Raw genomic sequence first — 24,951 nt, 5'->3', positions numbered from 1 at the left:
TGCCGGACATTTTTGTAGCCCGGCAGGCGTATGCGCTACCGGGCACTTGTACTTGTATTAAGACGATTTACGTACGCGCAGATACCATTCGCAGAGCAGGCGAACCTGTTTGCGGGTGTAGCCTTTCTCCATCATACGGTCGACAAAATCGTCGTGCTTTTTCTGTTCATCGGTTGACGTTTTAGTGTTAAACGAAATCACCGGCAACAGCTCTTCAGTATTGGAGAACATTTTCTTCTCGATTACCGTGCGCAGTTTCTCGTAGCTGGTCCAGTTCGGATTACGTCCGTTGTTATGCGCTCTGGCGCGCAGGACGAAATTCACAATCTCGTTACGGAAGTCTTTCGGGTTACTGATCCCGGCCGGCTTCTCGATTTTTTCCAGCTCTGCGTTCAGGGATTCCCGGTCGAACAGCTGGCCGGTATCCGGGTCGCGGTACTCCTGATCCTGGATCCAGAAGTCAGCATAGGTGACATAACGGTCAAAAATGTTCTGCCCGTACTCTGAATAAGACTCCAGGTAGGCGGTCTGGATCTCTTTGCCGATGAACTCCGCATATTTCGGGATCAGGTAGCCTTTCAGGAACTCAAGGTAGCGTTCAGCCTGTTCCTGCGGGAACTGCTCGCGTTCAATTTGCTGCTCCAGCACATAGAACAGATGAACCGGGTTCGCCGCCACTTCCGCATGGTCGAAGTTAAACACGCGGGAGAGGATCTTAAAGGCGAAACGCGTGGACAGACCGTTCATCCCTTCGTCCACACCGGCGTAGTCGCGGTACTCCTGATAAGACTTCGCTTTCGGGTCGGTATCTTTCAGGCTTTCCCCGTCATACACGCGCATTTTCGAGTAGATGCTGGAGTTTTCCGGCTCTTTCAGGCGCGAGAGAATGGAGAAGCGCGACAGCGTTTCCAGGGTGCCTGGTGCGCAAGGTGCGTGTACCAGCTCACTGTGGTTAAGCAGTTTCTCGTAAATTTTGATCTCTTCGGAGATCCGCAGGCAATAAGGCACTTTGACGATGTAGACACGGTCAAGGAACGCCTCATTGTTTTTGTTATTACGGAAGGAGACCCACTCAGATTCGTTTGAGTGCGCGAGGATAATGCCGTTAAACGGCAGGGCGGAAATACCTTCCGTACCGTTGTAGTTGCCTTCCTGGGTGGCCGTCAGCAGCGGATGCAGCACTTTAATCGGTGCTTTAAACATCTCGACGAACTCCATAATCCCCTGGTTGGCGCGGCACAGCGCACCCGAGTAACCGTAGGCATCCGGGTCGTTTTGCGCGTAGTTTTCCAGCTTACGAATATCGACTTTACCCACCAGGGCGGAGATATCCTGGTTGTTCTCATCCCCCGGTTCAGTTTTGGCGATAGCAATCTGTTCCAGAATGGATGGCCACACCTTGACGACGCGGAATTTGGTGATATCCCCACCAAACTCGTGCAGGCGTTTTGCCGCCCAAGGCGACATGATGGTGCCAAGATAGCGCCGCGGAATACCAAACTCTTTATCCAGAATTTGCGCATCTTCCTGCGGATTAAACAGGCACAGCGGATGGTCATTCACCGGGCTGCGTTCACCGTTAGCGCTCAGCACATAGATAGGGACGCGCTGCATCAGTGATTTCAGACGTTCAGCCAGTGATGATTTACCCCCACCCACAGGGCCGAGTAAATAAAGGATCTGTTTCTTCTCTTCCAGACCCTGGGCGGCATGCTTCAGGTAGGAGACAATCTGTTCGATGGCATCTTCCATACCATAGAACTCTTCAAACGCCGGGTATCGGGCGACCACCCGATTCGAAAAGAGACGGGAAAGCCGAGGTTCCAGGGCAGTATCAACCATGTTTGGCTCACCAATAGCCATTAATAGCCGTTCTGCCGCATTGGCATAGGCACTGCGATCTTGCCGACAAATGGTAAGAAACTCCTGCAGTGTGAACTCTTCGTCCTTGGCAGCTTCATAACGCTGGCGATAGTGATCGAATATATTCATGGCATGCCGTCCTTTCGTTTTTTAGCACAGGATAAGAGCCGTTCGTATGAGTAGTGGAGGCTCCCGGAAGAGAATCTCTCGCACCTCACTGCCAGAGCAGCAACCTGTGTGCCAGGTCAGACGCTAAGAACCGCAGGGTGTTCAGAAAAAACTCTTCTTAATTTAAAGCGTAGATGGCATTTGCAAAACTTGCATGCCGATAAAATCTAATTTCAATGACATATCAATAACTCATCCAAAAATTTCCCCTGCTGTTTTAGGGTAAAAGCACGTTTTTCATTCAGTAGTCATATAAATGAAAGCAGGCTGTCACCTGAAAAGTTGAAAATAACGGGTTAATCAGACTGATTAGCAGGCAAAAAATTTTGGGATGTACGACAATGGCGGTTAAACTTCTCTCGCTGATTATTTGACTACAGGAAAGAATGGATTGTGACCAAACTCAAACTTCTGGCATTGGGCGTACTTGCCGCAACCGCTGTTAGCACCGCACAGGCGGCGGAAAGTCAGTGGACTGTTGGCGCGGGCGTTGGCGTGATTAACAGCCCATACAAACAGTATGATCGTGATGTTTATCCAGTTCCGGTTGTCACCTATGAAGGCGATAACTTCTGGTTCCGCGGTCTGGGCGGTGGCTACTATCTCTGGAATGATACGGCCGACAAGCTCTCCATCATGGCTTACTACGATCCGACGCACTTCAAGCCGGGTGACAGCGACAGCCATGCGCTTCGCCAGCTCGACAAGCGTAAGAGCACCATGATGGCGGGACTCTCTTATGTGCATAACACCGAATATGGCTTCCTGCGTACCGCACTTGCGGGGGATACGCTGGATAACAGCAACGGTTTTATCTGGGATCTGGCCTGGCTCTATCGCTACACCAACGGTGCGTTAACGCTAACCCCGGGTATCGGTGTGCAATATAACAGTGAGAACTACAACGACTACTACTATGGTGTTTCTAAGAACGAATCCCGTCGTAGCGGTCTGAAGAGCTACAGTGCGGACGACGGCTGGGATCCGTACCTTGAGCTGACGGCGAGCTATAACTTCCTCGGTGACTGGAACGTCTACGGTACCGGGCGCTATGAGCGTCTGAGCGATGAAGTGAAGGACAGCCCGATGGTTGATAAGTCCTGGGCGGGCATATTCTCAGTCGGTGTGTCCTACAAGTTCTGATTGTGCATTAAAACAGTGCAATCATTGCATCAAAACGGGGCGCTTGCGCCCCGTTTGCATTGGTGTGGTGCAACGAAAAAGAGGGAATGATATGAGCGTAAAAACCGTGACCTTTTCCGCGGGGCGTCCACTTCCGGCTATTGGACAGGGTACCTGGTATATGGGAGAAAAAGCCAGCCAGCGTAAATCCGAAGTGAATGCACTGCGGGCGGGCATTGATCTGGGGTTAACGTTAATTGATACCGCTGAAATGTATGCCGAAGGCGGAGCGGAAGAGGTGGTCGGGGAGGCCATTAAGGGCCAGCGCGACAACGTTTTTCTGGTATCAAAAGTCTACCCGTGGAACGCTGGCGGTCAGAAAGGCCAGGCGGCGTGTGATGCCAGTCTGCGACGTCTCGGGACAGACCATATTGATCTCTACCTTCTGCACTGGCGCGGTAACTATGGCCTGGATGAAACCATTACGCTGATGGAAAGACTCCAGCAGCAGGGAAAAATTGGCCGCTGGGGCGTCTCAAACCTGGATTATGAAGATATGCAGGCGCTGTGGCGTGAAGAGGGCGGTTCCGCCTGTGCCACTAATCAGGTGCTTTATCATCTGGCGTCACGGGGAATTGAATTTGATCTGCTTCCCTGGTGTCAGCAACAGGCGATGCCGGTGATGGCTTACTGCCCGCTGGCTCAGGCCGGGCGCCTGCGTTCGGGGCTGATGAACCATCCGGTCGTGAATGCCATCGCGCATAACCACCGCGCCACTGCCGCCCAAATTCTGCTGGCGTGGGTTATCCGCCATCAGGGTGTTATTGCCATACCGAAAGCGGCCTCGATTGAGCATGTTAACGCCAACGCTGGAGCGCTGGAGATAATCCTCACCGCGGAAGAACGTCACAAACTGGATAATGCTTTCCCGCCACCCACCCATAAACTCCCGCTGGATGTCGTTTAATCCTGACGCATGCCCCTCTCCTTTACAGGAAGAGGGGCGGTAGCGTATTAGCGCTTCACAATACTGATTGTCTGCCCTAAGCGAGACGGTTTTTCTTCGCTGGTTTTTTGTGGCGCAGTGACGCACGCCGTTTCCACACAGACGAAGGTTTTGTAACCGTCATCAGGCACGTCGGCCATACTGACAGAAAGTGCCGGGCCTGGGTTCCAGCCCACCACGTTGCTGTGATGGTGGTGTACCACTTCGATACCACGGTTCAGGGCGCTGTCGTGGATCACGTTGCACGCTTCCGGATGCAGGTAAACGCGGTCAGTACGGTCCGGGAATATCTGAATGCCGTCGCTCAGTTTTCCTTCTTTCGCGTTATCCACTTTGTCGATAAAGGTATCGCCAAGGCCGCTCACCTTCACGGCGCTGATGTCACCAACGTTGAAATAGGTGTGCAGGGCGGAGGTGGTTTCAAATTCGCCGTGTGCTTCCAGTTCGATTTCGCAGGTTTTGCCCAGCTTGAAGCGTGCGTACAGGGTGAAATCGTGCGGCCACAGGGCACGGGTTTCCTCATTCGCCTGCAGCTCAAAGGTCAGTACCGCACCGTTATCGTCTTCATTGTGCGCTTTCAGCGTCCACTGCTGGTTACGGGCAAAACCGTGAGAAGGCAGGCCTTTCTCAGTGGAAGGTCCAAACCACGGCCAGCAAATAGGCACGCCGCCGCGAATCGCATCCCCTTTTTTAAAGGAGGTCGCGTCGCTCAGCCACAGTGCTTCCGTTTCGCCTTCAGGTTTCCAGGAGAGCAGGTGTGCGCCGTTCAGCGCCACGGAGGCTTTTACGCGCGGGTGGTCAACGACGATGATATCCGCACCATCAATCTGTCGGCGGGAGAGCACAGGGGTAAGTTGTTCGACTACCGGAAGTGCAAAAATTTTATTAATCATTAAGCAATCCTCTGTCTAAAAACAATAAAAAAGGCGACCGAAGTCGCCTTTTTGGATCAAGAACTCATCTCAACTTATTTGGAGATGTGAGCGATCAGGTCCAGTACTTTGTTAGAGTAGCCGGTTTCGTTGTCGTACCAGGAAACCACTTTCACGAAGTTGTCGTTCAGTGCGATACCCGCTTTAGCATCGAACACGGAAGTGCACACTTCGCCGTTGAAATCGGTAGATACAACGTCGTCTTCGGTGTAGCCCAGAACGCCTTTCATTGCGCCTTCGGAAGCAGCTTTGATTGCTTTCTTAATTTCTTCATAAGAAGCAGCTTTTTCCAGACGAACGGTCAGGTCAACAACGGATACGTTAGGAGTTGGAACGCGGAACGCCATACCAGTCAGTTTGCCATTCAGTTCTGGCAGTACTTTACCTACAGCTTTAGCTGCACCGGTAGAGGATGGGATGATGTTCTGAGCCGCGCCACGACCGCCACGCCAGTCTTTGTGAGACGGGCCGTCAACAGTTTTCTGAGTCGCGGTGGTCGCGTGAACGGTAGTCATCAGACCTTCGACGATGCCGAAGTTGTCGTTGATTACTTTAGCCAGCGGTGCCAGGCAGTTGGTGGTGCAGGATGCGTTAGAAACGATGTCCTGGCCAGCGTAAGTTTCGAAGTTTGCACCACGAACGAACATTGGGGTGTTGTCTTTAGAAGGACCGGTCAGAACAACTTTTTTCGCACCCGCGGTGATGTGTTTACGCGCAGTTTCGTCGGTCAGGAAGATACCGGTAGCTTCAGCTACAACATCAACACCGATTTCGTTCCATTTCAGGTTAGCTGGGTCTTTCTCAGCAGTAACGCGGATGGTTTTGCCATTAACAACCAGGTGGCCGTCTTTCACTTCAACGGTGCCGTCGAAACGACCGTGAGTTGAGTCGTACTTCAGCATGTACGCCATGTATTCAGCGTCCAGGAGATCGTTGATACCAACGATTTCGATGTCAGAACGTTTCTGAGCAGCACGGAAAACAATACGGCCGATACGGCCAAAACCGTTGATACCTACTTTGATAGTCATATATTCCACCAGCTATTTGTTAGTGAATAAAAGGTTGCCTGTAAAATTACAAAAACCTTACGCAGCGTCAAGCGGAATCGTGTCAATCATTGCGACAAATCAATCCTGTGACTAACGTTTGTGCGACTGACTCGCCTCACTTTCCCTTTGAGCTAGCAACCACATGGGGGCTGCGCGCGGCATTTTAAAGTCCTCGCAGGATAAAAATGTGAACATGATCACAATTGCCTGACCGCCTTTTCGCGACACATAAGTTTAGAACAAAAGTGCACGCAAGGGTGTTAATGTTTTGTTAGAATCCGGGTTAAAAGGTGTCTGTTTCTACAGCGAGATGTAAGCATATGTCGAACCAACGTAACCCTGACGATTTGAAAAAAAACCTCACCGAAATGCAGTTTTACGTGACACAAAATCACGGAACCGAACCGCCTTTTACCGGCCGTTTACTGCACAACAAGCGCGACGGTGTCTACCACTGTCTGGTATGTGATGCCCCGTTGTTCAATTCCCAAACGAAGTTCGATTCTGGCTGTGGCTGGCCAAGCTTTTATGAGCCGGTCAGCGACGATGCGATCCGCTACCTGAGTGACACGTCGCACGGCATGGTGCGTACTGAAATTCGTTGCGGAACCTGTGACGCTCACCTTGGACACGTCTTCCCGGATGGTCCTCAGCCGACGGGTGAGCGTTTCTGTGTGAATTCAGCGTCGATGAGCTTCACCGATGATGAAAACGGTGACCAGATCAAAGGTTGAAAAAACGATTCAGCAAATTATTCCTTTGAAAGGGAGAGATCGTGAATATTGATGACATGATTAGCGGTATGACGCCGGAGGTGTATCAACGCCTGGTGACTGCAGTTGAACTGGGAAAATGGCCAGACGGTGTCGCGCTCACGCCGGAGCAAAAAGAGAACAGTCTGCAACTGGTGATGCTCTGGCAGGCGCGTAACAATACCGACGCGCAACACATGACTATCGACACTCAAGGCCAGATGGTGATGAAGAGCAAGCGCGAGCTGAAAGAGGACTTTGGTATCACGCCAAAGCCGATCGCGACGATAAAGATGCAGTAACGGTGGGGCGGCTGTCCTGCCAGCGCCCTCTCTCAGGAGAGAGGGCGTGCTTATCTTACTCTTTGGGTTTAATTCCCAGCGACTCCGCCAGCTGTTTCGCTAACTGGTTATTGTCATCCGCGCCGTACTCCCAGAACATCGCCCCGGCGAGACCTTTCTCCTTGATGTAATCCGCTTTGATGGCGACGGAACGCGGGTTCTCATAGGAAAGGGCAAACAGCGCCTTGCCGTCCGCCGCATTCACTGAAAGCCACGGCACTTGCGCCCGTTCGTCCCAGTGTTCGGTAAAACGCTTCTGCGGATCGTTTAAGAGCTTTTTCACAATATCGTTGTACTTCACATACGTATCTTTGGTCAGGTCGTAACCCAGTGACGCGAACAAGCCGGTCTCCTGAGGCCCAAAGTAGGGCTGGGTCACCGGATGGTTTTGCGCATCGGGTTTTGTCCAGTCAATACCGGGCTCCACGGCGCGTTTCGGCACGCGGCCGTAAAAACCAATCCCGAGGTTCATCTGCTGCGGCTTCAGCCCGGCCGCCAGATAGTTGTTCACCACAAAATCCACGCTGTATTTGTCTGCGGCGGCCACCGTTGGCCAGTCGCTGGAGTCATACAGATTGGCGTTGAAATACTGTGTGCCATACGCCATGTCGTAGGTCATCAGGTTGATGTAGTCGAGCAGCGGGGCAATGGCCTTTACATCCACCCAGCTTTTCGGACTTTCTGCATTTGCCCCCACCGCGATGGTGACCAGCTTTTTATGGCCGAAGGCGGTGCGCAATTCTTTCAGCAGTGCGGTGAAGTTATCGCGATCGGCTGGCGTGCTGGCCACCAGTCCCCATGCGCCATTTACCGGGTATTCCCAGTCAAGATCGATGCCGTCGAGTGCATATTTTTCGACAATCTCCTGAGCCGAGCGGATAAACACCGCACGGCTCTCTTGGGTCGCGGCTGCGCCGGAGAAGCCACGCGCACCCCATCCGCCAACGGAGAGCAGCACTTTTAGGTTTGGATTTTGCTTACGTAGCGTCGGGATTAGCGCCAGATCGGCGACGACTTTTGGCGACAGCCAGATCTGATGAAGTTTCGCCGGATCTTTCAGCGCAGCATGGGTTTCGTCTTTCTCATCGTTATAGACCAGACCAAATGAGTAGTTCAGGTGGGTAATCTGACGAACGTCGAGCGTATTGATATCACCACCGGGACCGGCGGTGACATCGCCACCGCCATTAAAATATCCCACAGACATCAGGGGAGTGGCGGAAGCCACTGACGCGCAAAGCAGGGGTAATGCTGCCAGCAAAGGCAAACGTTTCATACAAGTTCCTCTTTGACTTAACAAAAATAACCACGCCACGGAAAAGGCGTGGCGAAAAAACAGCCTGAAGAGAATAGCATTGCCGCTTCGCTGGTGATGCGAGGGAGTTCACTTTATGGGGAATGAGACGGGGCGTGCCGGGCAGCACTGTGGCTTGCCCGACGAGAAGGTCAGGCGTGCGTTTCCAGCCAGTCTTCCAGGGTGTACAGGGTGGCGCCTTCCGCGGCCATATCCATAAACGCCTGTGCGCTGTCCTGCGGTTGAATGTTCACCCCGCGACAGCCATCGGTGATGACGCTGACGGTATAGCCTAGCTGGAGGGCGTCCAGCACGGTGAACTTCACGCAGTAATCCGTCGCCAGACCCAGCACAATCAGTTCGGTGATTTCGTGATGGCGTAACCACCCGTCCAGCGCCGTTTTCTGGCGATGCCCGTTATCAAAGAAGGCGCTGTAGCTGTCAATAGACGGGTTTTCCCCTTTATGAAACACCGCGTCGATGGCCTTCTGATTCAGCAGCGGATGCAGCTGCGCACCTTCCGTCTGTTGCACGCAGTGATCCGGCCAGAAGGTTTGTGCCAGGCCGTCAAGCTCACCCTGCGTGAAGGGCTCAACGCCGTGCTGGCTGGCAAAACTGCCGTGGTCAGCCGGGTGCCAGTCCTGGCTTGCGACAACTGCCTCACCCCGCGTTTTGCACCACTCAATCAGCGTATTCGCCACGTCTACGGTGCTGTCACCTTCAGCGACGGCCAGTGCGCCGCCCGCACAGAAATCATTTTGCAAATCGACCAGTAACAGGGCGCGTTGCGTCATGGTGCCTCCTTATTCGTCCGGCGTCAGTTCGCCGCGCAGGTTTTGCATCATCGCGCTGCGGATGGACTGAATGTCCAGATCCTGACTCAGTAAATAGTGAAGTTTAGTCAGCGTGGCTTCAACGGTCATATCGAATCCGCTGATAACGCCTGCATGCGCGAGGGCGTTACCGGTGGCGTAACCGCCCATGTTGACTTTACCGGACATGCATTGCGTCAGGTTAACCACCACGATCCCACGCTCGCTCGCTTCCTGCAGCTCTTTCAGGAACTCGCCGTTCTGCGGGGCATTGCCCACGCCGTAAGAGCGCAGGATCAACGCTTTCACCGGCTGGCGCAGGAAGTTACGCACCACATCTGCAGAGATACCCGGGTAAATCGTTACCACGCCAATCGGTTGCGGCGTGATCGGATGAACAATCAGTTCGCCCGCCGTGCTCGGCGCAGGCGGGGTGCCAAGACGACGAATATGGATGCCCGCCTCCAGCAGCGGCTGCAGGTTCGGTGAGGCGAAAGCGTCAAAGCCATCGGCGTGCGCCTTCGTGGTCCGGTTGCCGCGATACAGTCGGTTGTTGAAGAACAGCGACACTTCGTTAATCGGGTAATTCGCTGCCACATACAGGGAGTTGAGCAGGTTGATCTGCCCGTCAGAACGCAGCTCCGCCAGCGGAATTTGCGAGCCGGTGACGATGACGGGTTTGCCCAGATTCTCCAGCATGAAGGAGAGTGCCGAGGCGGTAAACGCCATTGTGTCGGTACCATGCAGGATCACAAAGCCGTCGTACTGGTCGTAATGGGCTTTAATGTCGTCCGCGATATGCTGCCAGTCTTCCGGCGTCATATCGGAGGAGTCCATCAGCGGCTCGTATTCGTGGATGGTGAAGTCAGGCATTTCCGGACGGTGGAATTCAGGCATCAGCGCGAGCTGGCGCTGAAGGTGGCCGGAGACCGGGATATAGCCGTTTTCAGAGCGCTGCATACCGATGGTACCGCCAGTGTAGGCTACATAAATCGATTTCTTCTGCATGGTAGTGAGTTCTTGTTCTTCAAAAGAAAAAAATCCCCTCTTCACGGGAAGAGGGGACGGTGTTTAACGGACGTTTGCACAGGTCAGACAAAACGCGTAACGGCTTTGTGGATCGTTAAAGGCCGCCAGTTTGTCGCTTTCCGCTTTCATTGCTTTAGCCGCCGTCGCGACTGGCGCAGGCAGATACGCCTGCAGCGCCTCAGGCAGCATGGCACGCACGGAGCCGGACATGCTGTTCATCACCAGGTCAAAGAACGACGGCTCGTCCTGGTAATACTCAACGTGCCACTGCTTGAGCTTCGCCAGTTCGGCGGCTTTCCTCACCGCGTCATCAAAGTCGCCCAGGCTGTCTACCAGACCATTATTCTTCGCATCCTGGCCGGTCCAGACGTGGCCCTGCGCAATGTCGTCGATCTGTTGCGGTGTCTTTTTACGGGACTCTGCCACCAGCGTAATAAAGCGCTTGTAGCCGTTCTCGATACTGAGCTGCATTATCTCAGAGACTTCAGGCGGCAGCGATTTGGTGACCGACACATCCGCCAGCGGTGAAGTGGCAACGCCATCGGTATGGACGCCCAGATAATCCAGGCTGTTTTCCACGGTGTTAATCACCCCAAAGATGCCAATCGAGCCGGTCAGCGTGCTCGGGTTGGCGACGATGTAGTTAGCCGGGGTTGAAATCCAGTAACCGCCCGAGGCCGCCATTCCACCCATCGATACCACTACCGGCTTGCCGGCTGCACGTGCCGCGGCAAGTTCAGCGCGGATCACTTCAGAAGCGCTGACGCTGCCGCCAGGGCTGTTTACGCGCAGTACAATCGCCTTCACTTTCGGATCAAGGCGAGCATCACGGATTTGCGATGCGGTGGTATCGCCGCCCACGTTACCCGGCGTTTCCTCGCCGTCCATGATGGCACCATTAGCAAAGACCACCGCGACGCTGTCACCGCTGTCATCCGGCTTTTTGGTCGCATAATCGTACATGCTGATAGCGCTGAAGTTTTTATCCTCTTTGCTCCAGCCAAACTGTTTGCTCAGTGATTTTTCGATATCCGCGCTGGTGCCCAGCGCATCGACCAGTTTGTTATCCAGCGCATATTTTGCGGTATCACCATCAACCTTGCGCAGGCCCTCCAGCACGCCCTGCGCGCCAGGGAACACCTGTTCAGCGGTTATCTGGCGGTTAGCGGCCACGGTGCTCAGATAGTTCTGCCACAGCTCACCAATCCAGCGGCTGTCCGCTTCACGGGCCGCAGGGGACATATCATCACGAATAAACGGCTCCACGGCGGATTTATAGGTTCCGACGCGGAAGACGTGGGTGGTGACTTTCAGTTTGTCGAGCAGCGATTTGTAATACAGACCGTTAGTGGCAAAGCCATGCAGATCGACCGTACCCTGCGGGGAGAGCCAGATTTTGTTGGCGAAGCTGGCCAGATAATACTGCCCCTGGCTGTAGCTGTCCCCGACCGCAATCACCGGCTTGCCGCTGTCACGGAATTCGCGCAGCGCTTTACCAATGTATTGCATTGAAGGCTGGTCGCCGCCGGCAAAATCTTTCAGATCCAGCACGATGCCGGTAATGTTGCGGTCATCTTTTGCCTGACGAATGGTATCGACGATATCGAACAGGGAGTTTTCCTGAAGACGGTCTGATGTCGCGCCAAACAGCTGACGGCCAATAACGCCCAGACGATTGCTGGTGGACGGCTTATCGACGATGACGCCCGTGATATCAAGTAACAGCGCCCCGCGAGTCGAATGCTGCGCCTGATTTGCGTTGCTGATATGCATCCAGACGCCTGCGCAAACCAGAACCAGGAGGATGAAGAAGATATTCATCACCAGGTTGCGGACGAAGTTGAGCAGTCGCCACGTCCATTTAAAGAAACCGGCAATGATTCGCCAAAGGGTTCGCATGTATTCTCCCTAACCAGAAAATGACTGTTTCCGTCGCCACGGGACGGCAATGTGCGGTTATCGTAATGACCCAACCGTCACTTGTCAGCAGGAATCGCCTGCTACGCTGTAACAAAATCTGCCGCCGTGTTAATTTTGTGAGTAAATTTCAAGAAAGGAGTTAACCAATGGACGCACTTGAACTGCTTGTTAACCGCCGTAGCGCTTCACGTCTCACCGAGCCGGCGCCGGCAGGGGAGCAACTGGAGAATATTCTGCGTGCCGGCCTGCGTGCACCGGATCATGGTACGCTGCAGCCATGGCACTTCTTTGTGATTGAAGGTGAAGGCCGCGATCGTTTCAGTCAGATACTGGAGCAGGGGGCGGTTGCCGCAGGTCAGGATGAGAAGGGTATTGAGAAAGCCCGCAGTGCGCCATTCCGTGCGCCGATGATCATCGCTGTCGTGGCGAAATGTCAGGCCGACCACAAAGTGCCGGTCTGGGAGCAGGAAATGTCTGCCGGCTGTGCCGTCATGGCAATGCAAATGGCCGCCGTGGCACAAGGGTTTAACGGTATCTGGCGCACAGGGCCGCTGACCAACAGCCAGCCGGTTCGCGACGGATTCGCCTGTGGTGAACATGATAAAATTGTCGGCTTCCTCTATCTCGGCACGCCTCAGCTTAAAGCCTCCGCCACCATTAATGTGCCGGACACCACGCCTTTCGTCAGCCGTTTCTGATAACGCGCGCTAAACTGTCTGGATTCTGAGCATCTGCCGCAGAATTCAGACAGTCATACTTACCTCTTTATGGAATGAGCGCTACCATAGCGCGATTGAGATGACAGGAGACGTCCATGAGCGAGCAAACCATTCGTTTAACGCAATACAGCCACGGAGCCGGTTGCGGTTGTAAAATTTCCCCGAAAGTGCTGGAGACCATTCTCCACAGTGAACAGGCGAAGTTTGTCGACCCGAACCTGCTTGTCGGTAACGAAACGCGTGACGATGCGGCAGTTTATGACCTGGGTAACGGCACCAGCATTATCAGCACCACCGACTTCTTTATGCCGATTGTCGACAACCCGTTCGATTTCGGGCGTATTGCGGCCACCAACGCCATCAGCGATATTTTCGCCATGGGGGGCAAACCGATTATGGCGATTGCCATTCTGGGCTGGCCGATTAACACCCTTGCTCCTGAAATTGCCCGTGAAGTGATTGAAGGGGGACGTTTTGCCTGCCAGCAGGCGGGGATCGCGCTGGCCGGGGGGCATTCTATCGATGCGCCGGAGCCGATCTTCGGTCTCGCGGTCACGGGCGTGGTGCCCACCGAGCGCGTGAAACGCAACAGCACCGCGCAGGCGGGCTGCAAGCTGTTCCTCACCAAACCGCTGGGCATTGGTGTCCTCACTACTGCGGAGAAAAAATCGCTGCTGAAGCCGGAACACCAGGGGCTGGCAACCGAGGTCATGTGCCAGATGAACCTCGCGGGTGCGGCCTTTGCGAATATCGACGGCGTGAAAGCCATGACCGACGTGACCGGTTTTGGCCTTCTCGGACACCTCTCCGAAGTGTGTCAGGGCGCGGGCGTACAGGCGCAGGTCTGGTATCAGGACGTGCCGAAGCTGCCGGGTGTGGAGGAGTACATTGCAGCGGGCGCCGTTCCGGGCGGTACCCAGCGTAACTTTGCCAGCTATGGTCATCTGATGGGTGAAATGCCTGAAGCGTGGCGCAATCTGCTGTGCGATCCGCAAACGTCCGGTGGTTTGCTGCTGGCGGTCACGCCAGACGCTGAAGCCGACGTCCAGGCGACGGCCGCAGAGTTTGGTATTACCCTGACGGCGATCGGTGAACTGGTGACCGCGCGCGGTGGCCGACCGATGATTGAGATCCGTTAATTCAATGCGGTTGTTTATTGCCGAAAAGCCGAGCCTGGCCCGTGCCATTGCCGATGTGCTGCCGAAGCCGCATCGCAAGGGCGACGGCTTTATCGAATGCGGTAACGGGCAGGTGGTCACCTGGTGTATCGGCCACCTGCTTGAGCAGGCGCAGCCGGATGTCTACGACAGCCGCTATGCCCGCTGGAACCTCAATGACCTGCCCATCGTCCCTGAAAAATGGCGCCTGCAGCCACGGCCCTCCGTCACCAAACAGCTCAACGTGATTAAACGTTTTTTGCATGACGCGACGGAAGTCATCCACGCGGGTGACCCGGACAGGGAAGGGCAACTGCTGGTGGATGAGGTGCTGGACTATCTGGAGCTGGCGCCGGAAAAACGCCAGCAGGTCCAGCGCTGCCTGATTAACGACCTCAATCCGCAGGCCGTGGAGCGGGCCATTTCACGTCTGCGCGCGAACAGCGAGTTTATTCCGCTGTGCGTTTCCGCGCTGGCCCGCGCTCGTGCGGACTGGCTTTACGGGATCAACATGACCCGCGCCTACACCATCCTGGGGCGTAATGCCGGTTATCAGGGCGTCCTCTCCGTCGGGCGTGTGCAAACGCCGGTGCTGGGGCTGGTGGTGCGTCGTGACGAAGAGATTGAGAATTTCGTCGCCAAAGATTTCTTTGAGGTTAAAGCGCATATCGTCACGCCGAAAGACGAGCGCTTTACCGCCGTCTGGCAGCCAAGCGATGCCTGCGAATCGTATCAGGATGAAGAGGGGCGGTTGCTGCACCGTCCGCTGGCGGAGCACGTGGTCAACCGGATTACCGGTCAGCCTGCTATTGTCACCAGCTATAACGATAAACGGGAATCAGAACCCGCGCCGCTGCCGTTCTCGCTTTCCGCGCTGCAGATTGAAGCGGCGAAACGCTTCGGTCTGAGCGCGCAGAACGTCCTTGATATCTGCCAGAAGCTCTACGAAACCCACAAGCTCATTACCTATCCGCGTTCGGACAGCCGGTATCTGCCGGAAGAGCACTTTGCCGGCCGTCACTCGGTGATGAACGCCATTGCCGTTCACGCGCCGGATCTGCTGCCACAACCGGTTGTGAATCCGGACATTCATAACCGCTGCTGGGATGATAAAAAGGTGGATGCCCACCATGCGATTATCCCGACGGCGCGCGCCAGCAATGTTAACCTCACGGAAAACGAAGCGAAGGTGTATAACCTGGTAGCTCGTCAGTACCTGATGCAGTTCTGCCCGGACGCCGTGTTCCGCAAATGCGTGATTGAGCTGGAAATTGCCAAAGGGAAATTTATCGCCAAGGCGCGTTTCCTGGCGGAGGCTGGCTGGCGCACGCTGCTTGGCAACAAAGAGCGTGACGAAGAGAATGACGGCACGCCGCTGCCGGTGGTTGCCAAAGATGACGAGCTGCTGTGTGAGAAAGGCGAAGTGGTTGAACGCCAGACCCAACCGCCGCGCCACTTCACCGATGCGACACTGCTCTCGGCAATGACCGGGATCGCCCGTTTTGTTCAGGATAAGGATCTGAAGAAGATCTTGCGTGCCACCGACGGACTGGGCACGGAAGCGACCCGTGCGGGCATTATCGAGCTGCTGTTTAAGCGCGGTTTTCTGGAGAAAAAAGGGCGCTATATCCACTCGACTGAACCGGGGCGCGCATTGATTCACTCACTGCCTGAGCTGGCCGCAAGGCCGGACATGACGGCACACTGGGAATCTGTGCTGACGCAAATCAGTGAAAAGCAGTGTCGCTATCAGGACTTTATGCAGCCGCTGGTGGGGACCTTGTACGAGCTGATTAACCAGGCGCGTAATACGCCGGTGAAGCAGTTCCGGGGGATGGTTGCACCGGGTGGTGCGCCGAAGAAACCGTTCAAAAAGAAAAAAAGCGCAGCCTGATGTGCTTTCGGTTGTCGCCCTCTCCCGACGGGAAAGGGCGACAGCGTGCTTAGATAACCCCTTGCCCCATCATCGCATCCGCGACCTTCACGAACCCGGCGATATTTGCTCCGCGCACGTAGTTGGTTTGCGATGCCTCACCGCCGTACTCGACACAGGCGTGGTGAATATCCAGCATAATGTGGTGCAGACGCGCATCCACTTTCTCTGCCTTCCAGCCGAGGCGCGCGGCGTTTTGCGCCATCTCCAGGCCAGAGGTCGCCACGCCACCGGCGTTTGCGGCTTTGCCTGGCGCAAACAGCACGCCGGCCTCAAGGAACAGATCGGTCGCTTCGATGGTGGTTGGCATATTCGCCCCTTCGGCCACGGCCTTCACGCCGTTGGTAATCAGGGTGCGTGCGGCCTCGGTATCCAGTTCGTTCTGGGTCGCACATGGCAGGGCGATATCGACCGGCACGCCCCACGGTTGTTTGCCTTCGAGCCAGGTCAGACCAAATTCACGGGCATAATCCGCCAGACGGCCGTCGCGGCTGGCTTTAATGTCGCACAGGCGTGCCAGCTTCTCGGCCGTAAAACCGGCTTCATCCACCACGGTACCGCGTGAATCTGACGCGGTAACCACGCGGGCACCAAACTGCATTGCTTTCTCAATGGCGTACTGGGCCACGTTACCGGAGCCGGACACCGCCACGCGCATACCTTCAAACCCTAAGCCGTGGCGCTTTAGCATCGCCTCGGTAAAAAAGACCAGCCCGTAGCCGGTGGCTTCCGGACGGATCAGGCTGCCGCCAAAGGAGAGCCCTTTGCCCGTAAAGACACAGGCGCTATTATTCGAGAGCTTTTTCATCATGCCGGCCATAAAGCCCACTTCACGCGCACCGACGCCGATATCGCCCGCCGGAACGTCAGTATCGGGACCAAGATGACGATAGAGTTCGGTCATCAGCGCCTGACAGAAACGCATCACTTCGCCTTCGCTTTTGCCTTTCGGATCGAAATCACTGCCGCCTTTCCCGCCGCCCATTGGCAGGGTCGTAAGGGCGTTTTTAAACGTCTGCTCAAAGCCGAGGAATTTTAAAATCGACAGATTCACGGAAGGGTGGAAACGCATCCCGCCCTTAAACGGGCCGATGGCGGAATTAAACTGCACGCGCCACGCGCGGTTAACCTGGACCTGATTACGGTCATCTACCCAGGTCACGCGAAACTGGATCACGCGCTCCGGCTCCACGAGGCGCTCAAGCAGTGACATCTGGCGATAACGCGGGTTTTCTTCAAGGAACGGCCACAACGTGGTCATGACTTCACGTACGGCCTGCGCAAACTCACTTTGATGCGGGTCGCGCTGTTGAACATAAGAGAGGAAAGCTTCCAGAGAGCGTGTCTGATCCATAGATATAAGAACCCCTTATATTATTTTATGTATATTGCTTATACGAATTGTGTTGTTTTTTTGACTATACCATCCGTACCGCTTTGTGAAGCAAGCAGAAATGCATGCCGAAAGGGAAATTAATCAGCGGGGCTGCGTCATAACCAAAAGCGATGAGGAGATAAATTAAAGGTTCTGCGCCGGTTTACCGTTATAGTCTTTATCAGGGCACAACAGGAAGATAAGTCTATGAACCGTTACGTGATAGCCGCGTTATGTTTGATGTTTACCGCAGGCGCGCAGGCAGACCGCATTCGCCCGGATGTGGACGTGAATGTGCCGCCGGAGGTGTTCAGCTCCAGCGGCCAGCGAGCGCAGCCGTGTAACCAGTGCTGCATCTATCAGGATCAGAACTATTCGGAAGGGGCGGTGGTAAAAGCGGACGGCATTCTGTTGCAGTGCCAGCGTGATGAACGCACCATTAGCACGAATCCGCTGGTCTGGCGTCGCGTAAAACAATAAACGCCTCCAGCAGCGGGATGTCCGCAGGCGCTAAGTTGAAACCAAATGCATCTTCGGGCGTACACCACACCAGCGCACTGTGGTAATGCGCCGTCAGCGCGCCGCTGAACGCCGGAACGTGCCAGGCGTGAAGGTTGATTAACCGCTGTGACACCTCACGCTGATGGCTTGCCACATACTCACCAGGCTGCGCGTGGATGCCGAGTTCTTCGTGAAGCTCGCGGACAAGCGCCTCGGACTGCGTCTCACCGGCTTCTACTTTTCCGCCTGCGAATTCCCACATGCCCGGCTGGTCGGCATGAGCCGGGCGCTGGGCCAGTAAAATTTTGTTGTCTTTTTCGATGATTGCCGCAACGACATCGACTGTTTTTAGCATGGTCGTCAATACTTGTTAGCGAAAAACACCATATTATCGTGCCCATTCTAAGAGTCCAGCCATCAGGAGAATCAGGTGAAAGAGACGTCCACCTGGGTAGATCCCATCGCCACCCTTCCGGTCAGCATAAAACCGATTGCCGCCATGCAGAAAAAACACTTTGGTGCCGTGCTTAACCCCACGCGCTGGTGGGGAAGGATGCCACGTCTTTTCTGGCTGGTGGCATTGTTCGTCGGTTTTCTCGAACGTCGTCACGCGCGCCTGTCGCCGGTGCTCCGTTCGCTGTTAATGACCCGGGTATCGCAGCTTTGTCACTGCGCTTTTTGTATCGATGCCAACAGTTTGCGCCTGGCGGAGCGCTCGGGCGCATTGGATAAGGTTCAGGCCGTCAACGCGTGGCGTGATTCCGCTCTTTTTAGCGAAGAGGAGCGTGCGGCGCTGGCCTATGCCGAGGCTGTCACCGCGACGCCGCCCCGTGTGAATGACGAAATCAAAAGTGAGATCACACGCCATTTCAGCGAGGACGCGATCGCCGAAATGACGGCGCTGATTGCGTTTCAGAATCTCTCTGCACGCTTTAATGCCGCGCTGGACATCCCGGCGCAGGGGTTATGTGCCACGTTTAAAGAGGATCCCCATGCTTGATCGTCATCTGCACCCGCGGATTAAACCCACGCTCAACCGACTGGTGTCAGTACTGGATAAGCCGGGGATCACGCCTGACGGATTAACCCTGACCGGGTTTGCTATAGGCGTGCTGGCCTTACCGTTTCTGGCCCTCGGCTGGTATCCGGCGGCGCTCGTCGCCATCGTGCTGAATCGCCTGCTGGATGGTCTGGACGGTGCGCTGGCGCGCCGGCGCGGGCTGACGGATGCGGGAGGCTTTCTTGATATCGCCCTCGATTTTCTGTTTTACGCGCTGGTTCCCTTCGGATTCGCGCTGGCGGCCCCCGCAGAGAACGCGCTTGCCGCTGGCTGGCTGTTGTTTGCCTTTATCGGTACCGGGAGCAGTTTTCTGGCATTTGCCGCGCTGGCAGCGAAACACAACATCGACAACCCCGGCTACGCGCATAAGTCGTTTTACTATCTCGGGGGGTTAACGGAGGGGACGGAGACGATCGCGCTGTTCGTGCTGTGCTGCCTCTTTCCGGCGCACTTCAGCGTGCTGGCGTGGATATTTGGCGCGTTGTGCTGGCTGACCACCACAACGCGCATCTGGAGCGGGTATGTGACGCTGAAGTCACTTACCCGTTAGCGTGAACTTTCTGGCCCGCGTTTTCCGCTGGAGACGGGGTTCTGTGGATGACTGCTCCACTCGTACCAGCCGCCGTCATAGACGGCGACATTTTTCCAGCCCATCGCCCGTGCGTACATAAACGTCTCGGACGCACGCCAGCCGGTGCCGCAGTAAAACGCGACGTGCTGTTCCGGCAGGATGTTCCAGGTTTTCCACATGGCGGCGATGTCGTCAGCGCTGCGCATGGTGCCATCCGGATTATGGAAATCTTCCATATGGGTGGCGTCGCTACCGGCATGACCCCAGCGGGCACCGGCAATTTCACCTTTTGGCTTGATGTAGCTGTAGCCGCTGGTTTCGCCGATGAACTCCGGCCAGGAACGAATGCTGACCAGCGACGCGTCCTGGCGATGCAGCATCCCGCGTGCTTGCGCCATATCCACCATCAACTGCGGCTGGCCGGGGATCGGTGCACCAAAATCGGGGGCGGGCTTCACGTCTTTGGGCATTCCCCGTTCAACCGGCAGACCCGCGTCAGACCAGGCTTTCCAGCCGCCATCAAGAATGCGGACGTCCTTCACGCCCGCATACAGCATGATCTGCGCCACGCGGGCGGCGGCATATACGTCACGGCCATACAGAATGACGGTCGTATCGTGACGGATCCCGTGCTTCGCCAGCATCGCTTTTAGCGTGTCGTCAGAAACTTTATTCCACAGCGGTTCGCTTTCCACTTCGTTGGTATCAATGTAGCCGGCACCGGGAATATGGTTCAGCAGATAAAACTTCGGCGCGCCCCATGCGGCTTCAATGACTTTCCAGTCGCCCGTCGGCGCGGCAGTGACGGGTTTACCCTGCTGAAGCTGGTGGATCCACTCCGGGTAGACGAGTTGTTCAAAGTGCGGCAAACGCTGCAGACGCTCAGGTACCTGCAGGGCATCGTTGAGCACGGAAATCTGGTGGTAACCGGCTTTTTCCAGCCGCGCTTTGACCGCCTGATTATCGGCGTCGCGGCCGTAGAGCGCGATCGTCATGGCCGGTGTAAGCTGGTGCTGTCTGGCCCAGACGGCAATCTGGTCATCGCTCATCGCGCCAAGCCAGGAGGCGGAAAGGTTAAGTGCGGCGGGCTCATGCCCGGAGGGCGCGCTCAGCGTTTGCGGCCAGCCGTTGTAAAACGCGCTGGCGCGGGTGTCGATCACCGCACCGTGTTGTGCCTGAAGTTGAGACAGCGTCATGGCGTGCGGCATATCAGCAGCCAGAGAGGAAAATGAAGCGAGGCCGCACAGCATGGCCAGCGCAGTCAGTTGAGAAACACGTTTCATCGAATAACCTGACGTCAGTAAAAGAGGGGGGCATTGTCGTCTCTCCTGAAAGGTAAAACATTGCGTTAGCACATTATTGCCAGCGAGAAATCTCAATCACTTCGCCGCCCGGGGGCACGTCTTCGTCGTCATGCGTGACCAGAACCACCGGAATATTGCGTGCGCGGGTAGTGTCAAATACCCATGCCCGAAACGAGGCGCGTAACGCATTATCGAGACGGCTGAACGGTTCATCCAGCAGTAACGCCTGCGGCTCTGCAAGCAGGGCACGCAGCAGACTGACCCGGGCACGTTCACCGCCGGAAAGGGTCGCAGGATCGCTGGCGTAATGCCCGGCAAGCCCGGCAGAACCGAGCGCCTGCTCGACCGCTTCCCGCCGCGCTCGTCCGACAATCCGTTCAGGTAATGCCAGCAGCAAATTTTGTCCGACGCTGAAATGGTCAAACAGCAGGGCATCCTGAAAGAGGATCCCCAACCCGCGGGCCTCCACGGGCAGTCCGTCGCAGCGACGTTCATCAAGCCACAGTTCGCCCTGAGCCTGAAAGTCGTCTGGCAGTGCGCCCACCATCCAGGCAAAAAGGGTTGATTTTCCGCTGCCGGAAGGCCCCATCAGCGTGACTATTTCGCCGCGTGGTACACAAAAATTGACCTCGCGGAAAAGCGGTTCAATGGTGAGATTGCTGACCTGCAGCATTAACGTAATCCTCGTCGGTAACGGCTTGCGAGCCGGGATAGCAGGGCGGCGAGGGCAAACACGCTCCCCGTGACCAACAGCAACCCCAGCGCCCGGTTAGCCAGAAGTGGAATGCTGCCTCCACTGCTGAGCGCCACGGTTTCAGTGGTTAGCGTCGCAAAACGGCCCGCGCCCAGCCAGAGGGTTGGCATGTATTGCGCCATGCTGACGGAAAACCCGGTCGCGAAAGCCAGCAGCGCCGGGCGTACCAGCAAGGGGCATTTCAGTAAGCAGAAGATTTTTCCCCGCTGCCAGCCGAGCGTTCTGGCGGTAAGGATCAGCCGGGGATCGATCCTCTGCCAGGCTGGCTGGAGGACCAACAACATCCACGGTAAAACCCACAGCAGATGGCTCCACAGCACGGCGGCATAGTGCCCGTCGATACCCAGTCGCAACGCGATAACGTATTGCCCAGTAACGAGGGGCAGCGCCGGCAGCGCCAGCGGCAACCACACCCACTGTGTGCCTCGCTGCGGTCCCCACTCAAGCCAGAGAACAATTACCCCCAGCGAAATCAGGCTGGCGAGCAGGCCAAAGGTGAGACTGGCGCCAACCGCACCGATGTCGTCCCGCTGCGCCAGCATGAGCAGCACGACCGCGCAAAGCACCCCGCAGGCGGGCAGAAATCCGCTGAGCAGACGCGCTGGTGGTGCGATAAGCGACATTCGACGGCGTCCGCTCAGATCCGGCAGCGTGCGACGCCAGAGTCTCCATGCGCCGTAACCCAGTGCAGAAAGCGCGGCCAGCAGCAGAAGGAGAAGCAGGCACAGCAGCGTTCCCTTTGTCTGCTGCTGCGCATCGCCCTGACTGAGCCACTGCCACGCCAGTACGGCAAGCGTCGGGGGATTGCCGGGCCCGAGCACCATCGCCACGTCCACTACCGACAGGGACCAGGCCAGCACCGCCAGCATCACCGCGCCAAGAGCCGGCGCGATCGTCGGAAGGATGAGCCAGTTCAGCGCCTGAAAACGCCCGTAGCCGAAGGTATGCAGCACGACCTTTTGCTGCGCAAGGCGTTTTTCCGGCAGGACGGCGTAAAGGGCCCACAGCACAAACGCGCTCTCTTTTACCGCAAGCGTCAGCCCCAGCCCTGCACCGTATCGGTCAAGTGGTGGCGTACAGACGCTACACACCTGATACAACAGGCCCCCTTCGGCAAAAAGCAGTAAAGCGCTGGTGGCAAAGGCCACATGAGGAACGGCGAGCAGCCACGGCAGCCGGCTGCTGAGCCGTCGCCAGCGCTCGCCCGGCCACAGGAGGGCCACGATCACCAGAGCGATAAACATCGACCCCAGCGTCGCGATAAGCGTTGAGACCAGCGTGGCGACCGTTGCCTGTGGCAGCTGCGGGTCGTTAAGCAGCAACTGCCAGTTGTTCAGCGAGAATGCCGGGGCAAACAGTATGGCGGCGGCGGGAAGCAACGGCAGATAGATGACTGCCATCGCCAGCCAGACGAGCCAGCTCAGCGGGTGCCGTAACGACGCAGCCATTCCTGCTCCAGCGCGTTAACCCAGGCAGCGTGCGGCTCGGGAAGCATTTTCGGCAGCCCTGCCGGCGTATGCGCAGCGAGCAGCTTCGCTTCTTTTTCGGGCAGTGTTTTCGCATCCAGTACGCTCGGGTCTCCCCAGATGGCCGGGTCGGCCTTGCGAATTTGCGCCTGCGGTGAAAGGAGGAAATTGGCGACCACCTTCGCGCCTGCGCTTGCACTGGCATTCGACGGAATGGCCACAAAATGGACGTTGCCTATCATTCCGTTGTCAAAACCAACGCTGTAGCTGTCGGCAGGCAGTTCACCGCTGGCCACTTTTTGCTGCGCATGTGCCGGGTTAAAGGTCAGGGAGAGATTGAGACTACCGCTGGCAAGCAAGGTATCCATTCTGGCGGGCGAGGGAGGAAAGTCCTCTCCCTTTCGCCACAGCAGCGGGTGTAATTTGTCCAGGTAGTGCCACAGCGGAGCCGTCACCTGGGCAAAGGTGTTATCAGGGGCTTTTTGCAGCGCCTCCGGGTGAGCGGTGAGGGTCAGGAGCAACTGTTCCAGAAATGCCGTACCGGTAAAATCGGGCGGGCGTGGGTAGCTGACTTTGCCCGGATGCTGCTGCGCATACGCCAGTAACGCCTGAGGATCGTTTGGGGGCGCAGGCAGGCTTGCGTGGCGGGCAATAAAGGTGAGCTGTGCACCGCCCCACGGGGATTCCGCGCCATCGGTGGGGACAGCAAAATCCTCCATAACCGGTTTACGGGTATCGACATAGCGCCAGTTGGGCAAGGTCTGCGCCCATCCGGTTTGCAGCAGGTTAGCGGCTTTCAGGGTACGGAAGTTCTCACCGTTGACCCATAAGAGGTCGACTGAACCGTTTGTTTTCCGGCCTGCGGCGGCTTCTGTTTGAATACGTTTGACCGCATCGGCGGCATCCGCCAGTGGGACGATTTTAAGGGTTATGTCGTAATGCGTTTTCATCTCACCGCTTACCCACTCGAGGTAGCGGTTTACCGCCCGATCGCCGCCCCAGGCGTTAAACCAGACGGTCTGGCCTTTGGCTTGTTGTTGGATAGCCTGCCAGTTGTCCGCTGCAAACAGCGGGGCTGCCAGCAGCAGACCGCTCAGAAACGTGCAAAAACGCACACGGCGCATAATGCCTCACTTTTTTGATGAAGGGGTAAACCGGGAAAACAGCCAGCGCGTCGCCAGCGGCAATAACCCCAGTAGTGTAAAGGCGAATATCAGTCCCGGCGATAAAATATCGCGAAGCGAATTCACTTTCCCCAGCGCGCGTCCGGCGTTCAGAAAGATAATGGTTGCAGGCAGCATGGCGACCTGGCTCACCCACCAGTAGCGACTGACCGCAATACGTGTCAGCCCCATGAGCAGATTCACCAGAAAAAACGGGAACAAGGGCATCAGACGCAGGGCAAAAAGATACCCTGCACCGTCCCGCGCCATACCGGCGTTCACCGTATTCATCTGTGATGTGAATCGCCGCTGTACCCAGTCGCGCAGCAGATAACGGCTGGCAAGCATCGCCAGCGTGGCGCCGAGGGTAGAAGCAAACGAGACCAGCAGGGTGCCTTCCCACAGCGTAAACAGCGCTCCCGCCAGCAGCGTCAGTATCGCCGCACCGGGTATCGACAGGGCGGAGACCAACACGTAGAGGGCGAAAAAGAAAAACGCGCTTTGCCACGGCGCCTGTTCCACGTGCGAGAGGAGCGACTGCTGGTGCGTTTTGATGGTTTCCAGGGAGAGCGTCCCCGGCGGAAGAAAGACGAAGGTCAGAACAAATGCGCCCAGAAGGGCGCACATCAGGAGTATTTTTTGCGTGTTCACACGAGG

General features: G+C 56.2%; 24 protein-coding genes. 10 read left to right on the top strand and 14 right to left on the bottom strand.

All coding sequences use genetic code 11. The features are described from left to right. Positions 1–57: 57 nt before the first annotated feature. The gene (yeaG, locus tag ACMVME_RS03975) at positions 58–1,992 is read right to left on the bottom strand and encodes a protein kinase YeaG (protein WP_014169637.1); all 1,935 of its coding nucleotides are present in this window, start codon (positions 1,990–1,992) and stop codon (positions 58–60) included. A 432-nt stretch (positions 1,993–2,424) separates the two neighbouring features. Here yeaG and ACMVME_RS03970 point away from each other — a divergent pair, with 432 nt between their 5' ends. Beyond that, on the top strand, positions 2,425–3,174 hold the full coding sequence (locus tag ACMVME_RS03970; RefSeq protein WP_014169638.1) for a MipA/OmpV family protein: 750 nt from the start codon (positions 2,425–2,427) through the stop codon (positions 3,172–3,174). A 91-nt stretch (positions 3,175–3,265) separates the two neighbouring features. Continuing rightward, complete coding sequence (locus tag ACMVME_RS03965) at positions 3,266–4,120, top strand: aldo/keto reductase (protein ID WP_068794515.1); 855 nt, start codon at positions 3,266–3,268, stop codon at positions 4,118–4,120. A 47-nt stretch (positions 4,121–4,167) separates the two neighbouring features. On the opposite strand, the gene ACMVME_RS03960 is transcribed toward ACMVME_RS03965, so the two are convergent. After that, on the bottom strand, positions 4,168–5,052 hold the full coding sequence (locus ACMVME_RS03960; protein ID WP_068794516.1) for a D-hexose-6-phosphate mutarotase: 885 nt from the start codon (positions 5,050–5,052) through the stop codon (positions 4,168–4,170). Between the two features lie 74 nt (positions 5,053–5,126). Then, the gene (gapA, locus tag ACMVME_RS03955) at positions 5,127–6,122 is read right to left on the bottom strand and encodes a glyceraldehyde-3-phosphate dehydrogenase (RefSeq protein WP_414743388.1); all 996 of its coding nucleotides are present in this window, start codon (positions 6,120–6,122) and stop codon (positions 5,127–5,129) included. A gap of 341 nt (positions 6,123–6,463) precedes the next feature. Between gapA and msrB the strand changes: the two genes are divergently transcribed. Further along, positions 6,464–6,877, top strand: coding sequence for a peptide-methionine (R)-S-oxide reductase MsrB (gene msrB / locus ACMVME_RS03950; RefSeq protein WP_020884441.1), 414 nt, complete (start codon positions 6,464–6,466; stop codon positions 6,875–6,877). Between the two features lie 56 nt (positions 6,878–6,933). Then, positions 6,934–7,197: a YeaC family protein gene (locus ACMVME_RS03945; RefSeq protein WP_153852331.1), complete on the top strand. Its 264-nt coding sequence runs from the start codon at positions 6,934–6,936 to the stop codon at positions 7,195–7,197. 55 nt (positions 7,198–7,252) lie between these two features. On the opposite strand, the gene ACMVME_RS03940 is transcribed toward ACMVME_RS03945, so the two are convergent. The 4 genes from ACMVME_RS03940 to sppA form a co-directional block, all read right to left on the bottom strand. Next, positions 7,253–8,512 (bottom strand): glycoside hydrolase family 18 protein, encoded by a 1,260-nt coding sequence (locus ACMVME_RS03940; protein ID WP_068794517.1) that lies wholly within the window; start codon positions 8,510–8,512, stop codon positions 7,253–7,255. A 170-nt stretch (positions 8,513–8,682) separates the two neighbouring features. Further along, entirely contained in the window at positions 8,683–9,324 is a 642-nt protein-coding gene (gene pncA, locus ACMVME_RS03935; protein WP_020884439.1) for a bifunctional nicotinamidase/pyrazinamidase, read from the bottom strand. A gap of 9 nt (positions 9,325–9,333) precedes the next feature. Next, positions 9,334–10,350, bottom strand: a complete 1,017-nt coding sequence (ansA, locus tag ACMVME_RS03930) for an asparaginase (protein WP_020884438.1) — start codon at positions 10,348–10,350, stop codon at positions 9,334–9,336. A 63-nt stretch (positions 10,351–10,413) separates the two neighbouring features. After that, positions 10,414–12,270, bottom strand: coding sequence for a signal peptide peptidase SppA (sppA, locus tag ACMVME_RS03925; protein WP_068794518.1), 1,857 nt, complete (start codon positions 12,268–12,270; stop codon positions 10,414–10,416). Between the two features lie 167 nt (positions 12,271–12,437). Between sppA and ACMVME_RS03920 the strand changes: the two genes are divergently transcribed. The 3 genes from ACMVME_RS03920 to ACMVME_RS03910 all read left to right on the top strand — a co-directional run bounded on the left by ACMVME_RS03920 (position 12,438) and on the right by ACMVME_RS03910 (position 16,061). Beyond that, the gene (locus ACMVME_RS03920) at positions 12,438–12,989 is read left to right on the top strand and encodes an NAD(P)H nitroreductase (RefSeq protein ID WP_014169648.1); all 552 of its coding nucleotides are present in this window, start codon (positions 12,438–12,440) and stop codon (positions 12,987–12,989) included. A gap of 116 nt (positions 12,990–13,105) precedes the next feature. Further along, positions 13,106–14,149 carry a selenide, water dikinase SelD gene (selD, locus tag ACMVME_RS03915; protein ID WP_020884436.1) on the top strand — a complete coding sequence of 348 codons (1,044 nt, stop codon included), beginning with the start codon at positions 13,106–13,108 and terminating at the stop codon, positions 14,147–14,149. Positions 14,150–14,153: 4 nt separating this feature from the next. Then, positions 14,154–16,061: a DNA topoisomerase III gene (locus ACMVME_RS03910; RefSeq protein ID WP_020884435.1), complete on the top strand. Its 1,908-nt coding sequence runs from the start codon at positions 14,154–14,156 to the stop codon at positions 16,059–16,061. 49 nt (positions 16,062–16,110) lie between these two features. Here the strand turns inward: ACMVME_RS03910 and gdhA are convergent, their stop codons facing one another. Then, the gene (gene gdhA, locus ACMVME_RS03905) at positions 16,111–17,454 is read right to left on the bottom strand and encodes an NADP-specific glutamate dehydrogenase (protein ID WP_414743387.1); all 1,344 of its coding nucleotides are present in this window, start codon (positions 17,452–17,454) and stop codon (positions 16,111–16,113) included. Positions 17,455–17,682: 228 nt separating this feature from the next. Here gdhA and ACMVME_RS03900 point away from each other — a divergent pair, with 228 nt between their 5' ends. Then, the gene (locus ACMVME_RS03900) at positions 17,683–17,955 is read left to right on the top strand and encodes a YnjH family protein (protein WP_014169653.1); all 273 of its coding nucleotides are present in this window, start codon (positions 17,683–17,685) and stop codon (positions 17,953–17,955) included. Here the strand turns inward: ACMVME_RS03900 and ACMVME_RS03895 are convergent. Continuing rightward, positions 17,915–18,331 carry a pyrimidine (deoxy)nucleoside triphosphate diphosphatase gene (locus ACMVME_RS03895; RefSeq protein ID WP_047357299.1) on the bottom strand — a complete coding sequence of 139 codons (417 nt, stop codon included), beginning with the start codon at positions 18,329–18,331 and terminating at the stop codon, positions 17,915–17,917. The genes ACMVME_RS03900 and ACMVME_RS03895 overlap by 41 nt on opposite strands. A gap of 75 nt (positions 18,332–18,406) precedes the next feature. Between ACMVME_RS03895 and ACMVME_RS03890 the strand changes: the two genes are divergently transcribed. Both ACMVME_RS03890 and ACMVME_RS03885 read left to right on the top strand, forming a co-directional pair. After that, entirely contained in the window at positions 18,407–18,976 is a 570-nt protein-coding gene (locus tag ACMVME_RS03890) for a carboxymuconolactone decarboxylase family protein (protein WP_020884431.1), read from the top strand. Then, a complete protein-coding gene (locus ACMVME_RS03885) occupies positions 18,969–19,586 on the top strand; it encodes a CDP-alcohol phosphatidyltransferase family protein (RefSeq protein WP_025204416.1) in 618 nt (205 codons plus the stop codon). Before ACMVME_RS03890 ends, ACMVME_RS03885 begins: the two co-directional genes overlap by 8 nt. Here ACMVME_RS03885 and ACMVME_RS03880 read toward each other — a convergent pair. The 5 genes from ACMVME_RS03880 to ACMVME_RS03860 form a co-directional block, all read right to left on the bottom strand. After that, positions 19,583–20,890, bottom strand: a complete 1,308-nt coding sequence (locus ACMVME_RS03880) for a rhodanese-like domain-containing protein (RefSeq protein WP_032681220.1) — start codon at positions 20,888–20,890, stop codon at positions 19,583–19,585. The two genes, ACMVME_RS03885 and ACMVME_RS03880, sit on opposite strands and share 4 nt — an antisense overlap. 73 nt (positions 20,891–20,963) lie before the next feature. Continuing rightward, on the bottom strand, positions 20,964–21,584 hold the full coding sequence (locus ACMVME_RS03875; RefSeq protein WP_032681219.1) for an ATP-binding cassette domain-containing protein: 621 nt from the start codon (positions 21,582–21,584) through the stop codon (positions 20,964–20,966). Beyond that, positions 21,584–23,113 carry a thiamine ABC transporter permease gene (locus ACMVME_RS03870; RefSeq protein ID WP_032681218.1) on the bottom strand — a complete coding sequence of 510 codons (1,530 nt, stop codon included), beginning with the start codon at positions 23,111–23,113 and terminating at the stop codon, positions 21,584–21,586. The genes ACMVME_RS03875 and ACMVME_RS03870 overlap by 1 nt, the downstream gene beginning before the upstream one ends. After that, a complete protein-coding gene (locus ACMVME_RS03865; RefSeq protein ID WP_025204412.1) occupies positions 23,086–24,246 on the bottom strand; it encodes an ABC transporter substrate-binding protein in 1,161 nt (386 codons plus the stop codon). The genes ACMVME_RS03870 and ACMVME_RS03865 overlap by 28 nt, the downstream gene beginning before the upstream one ends. Before the next feature lie 15 nt (positions 24,247–24,261). Continuing rightward, entirely contained in the window at positions 24,262–24,945 is a 684-nt protein-coding gene (locus tag ACMVME_RS03860) for a TVP38/TMEM64 family protein (protein ID WP_025204411.1), read from the bottom strand. Positions 24,946–24,951: the final 6 nt, after the last annotated feature.

Origin of the sequence: Enterobacter cloacae complex sp. 2024EL-00711 (assembly GCF_047529885.1) — a bacterium.
GTDB lineage: Bacteria > Pseudomonadota > Gammaproteobacteria > Enterobacterales > Enterobacteriaceae > Enterobacter > Enterobacter ludwigii.
The sequence above is the reverse complement of the archived record's forward strand: the minus strand, read 5'-3'. Positions and strand labels throughout refer to the sequence as shown.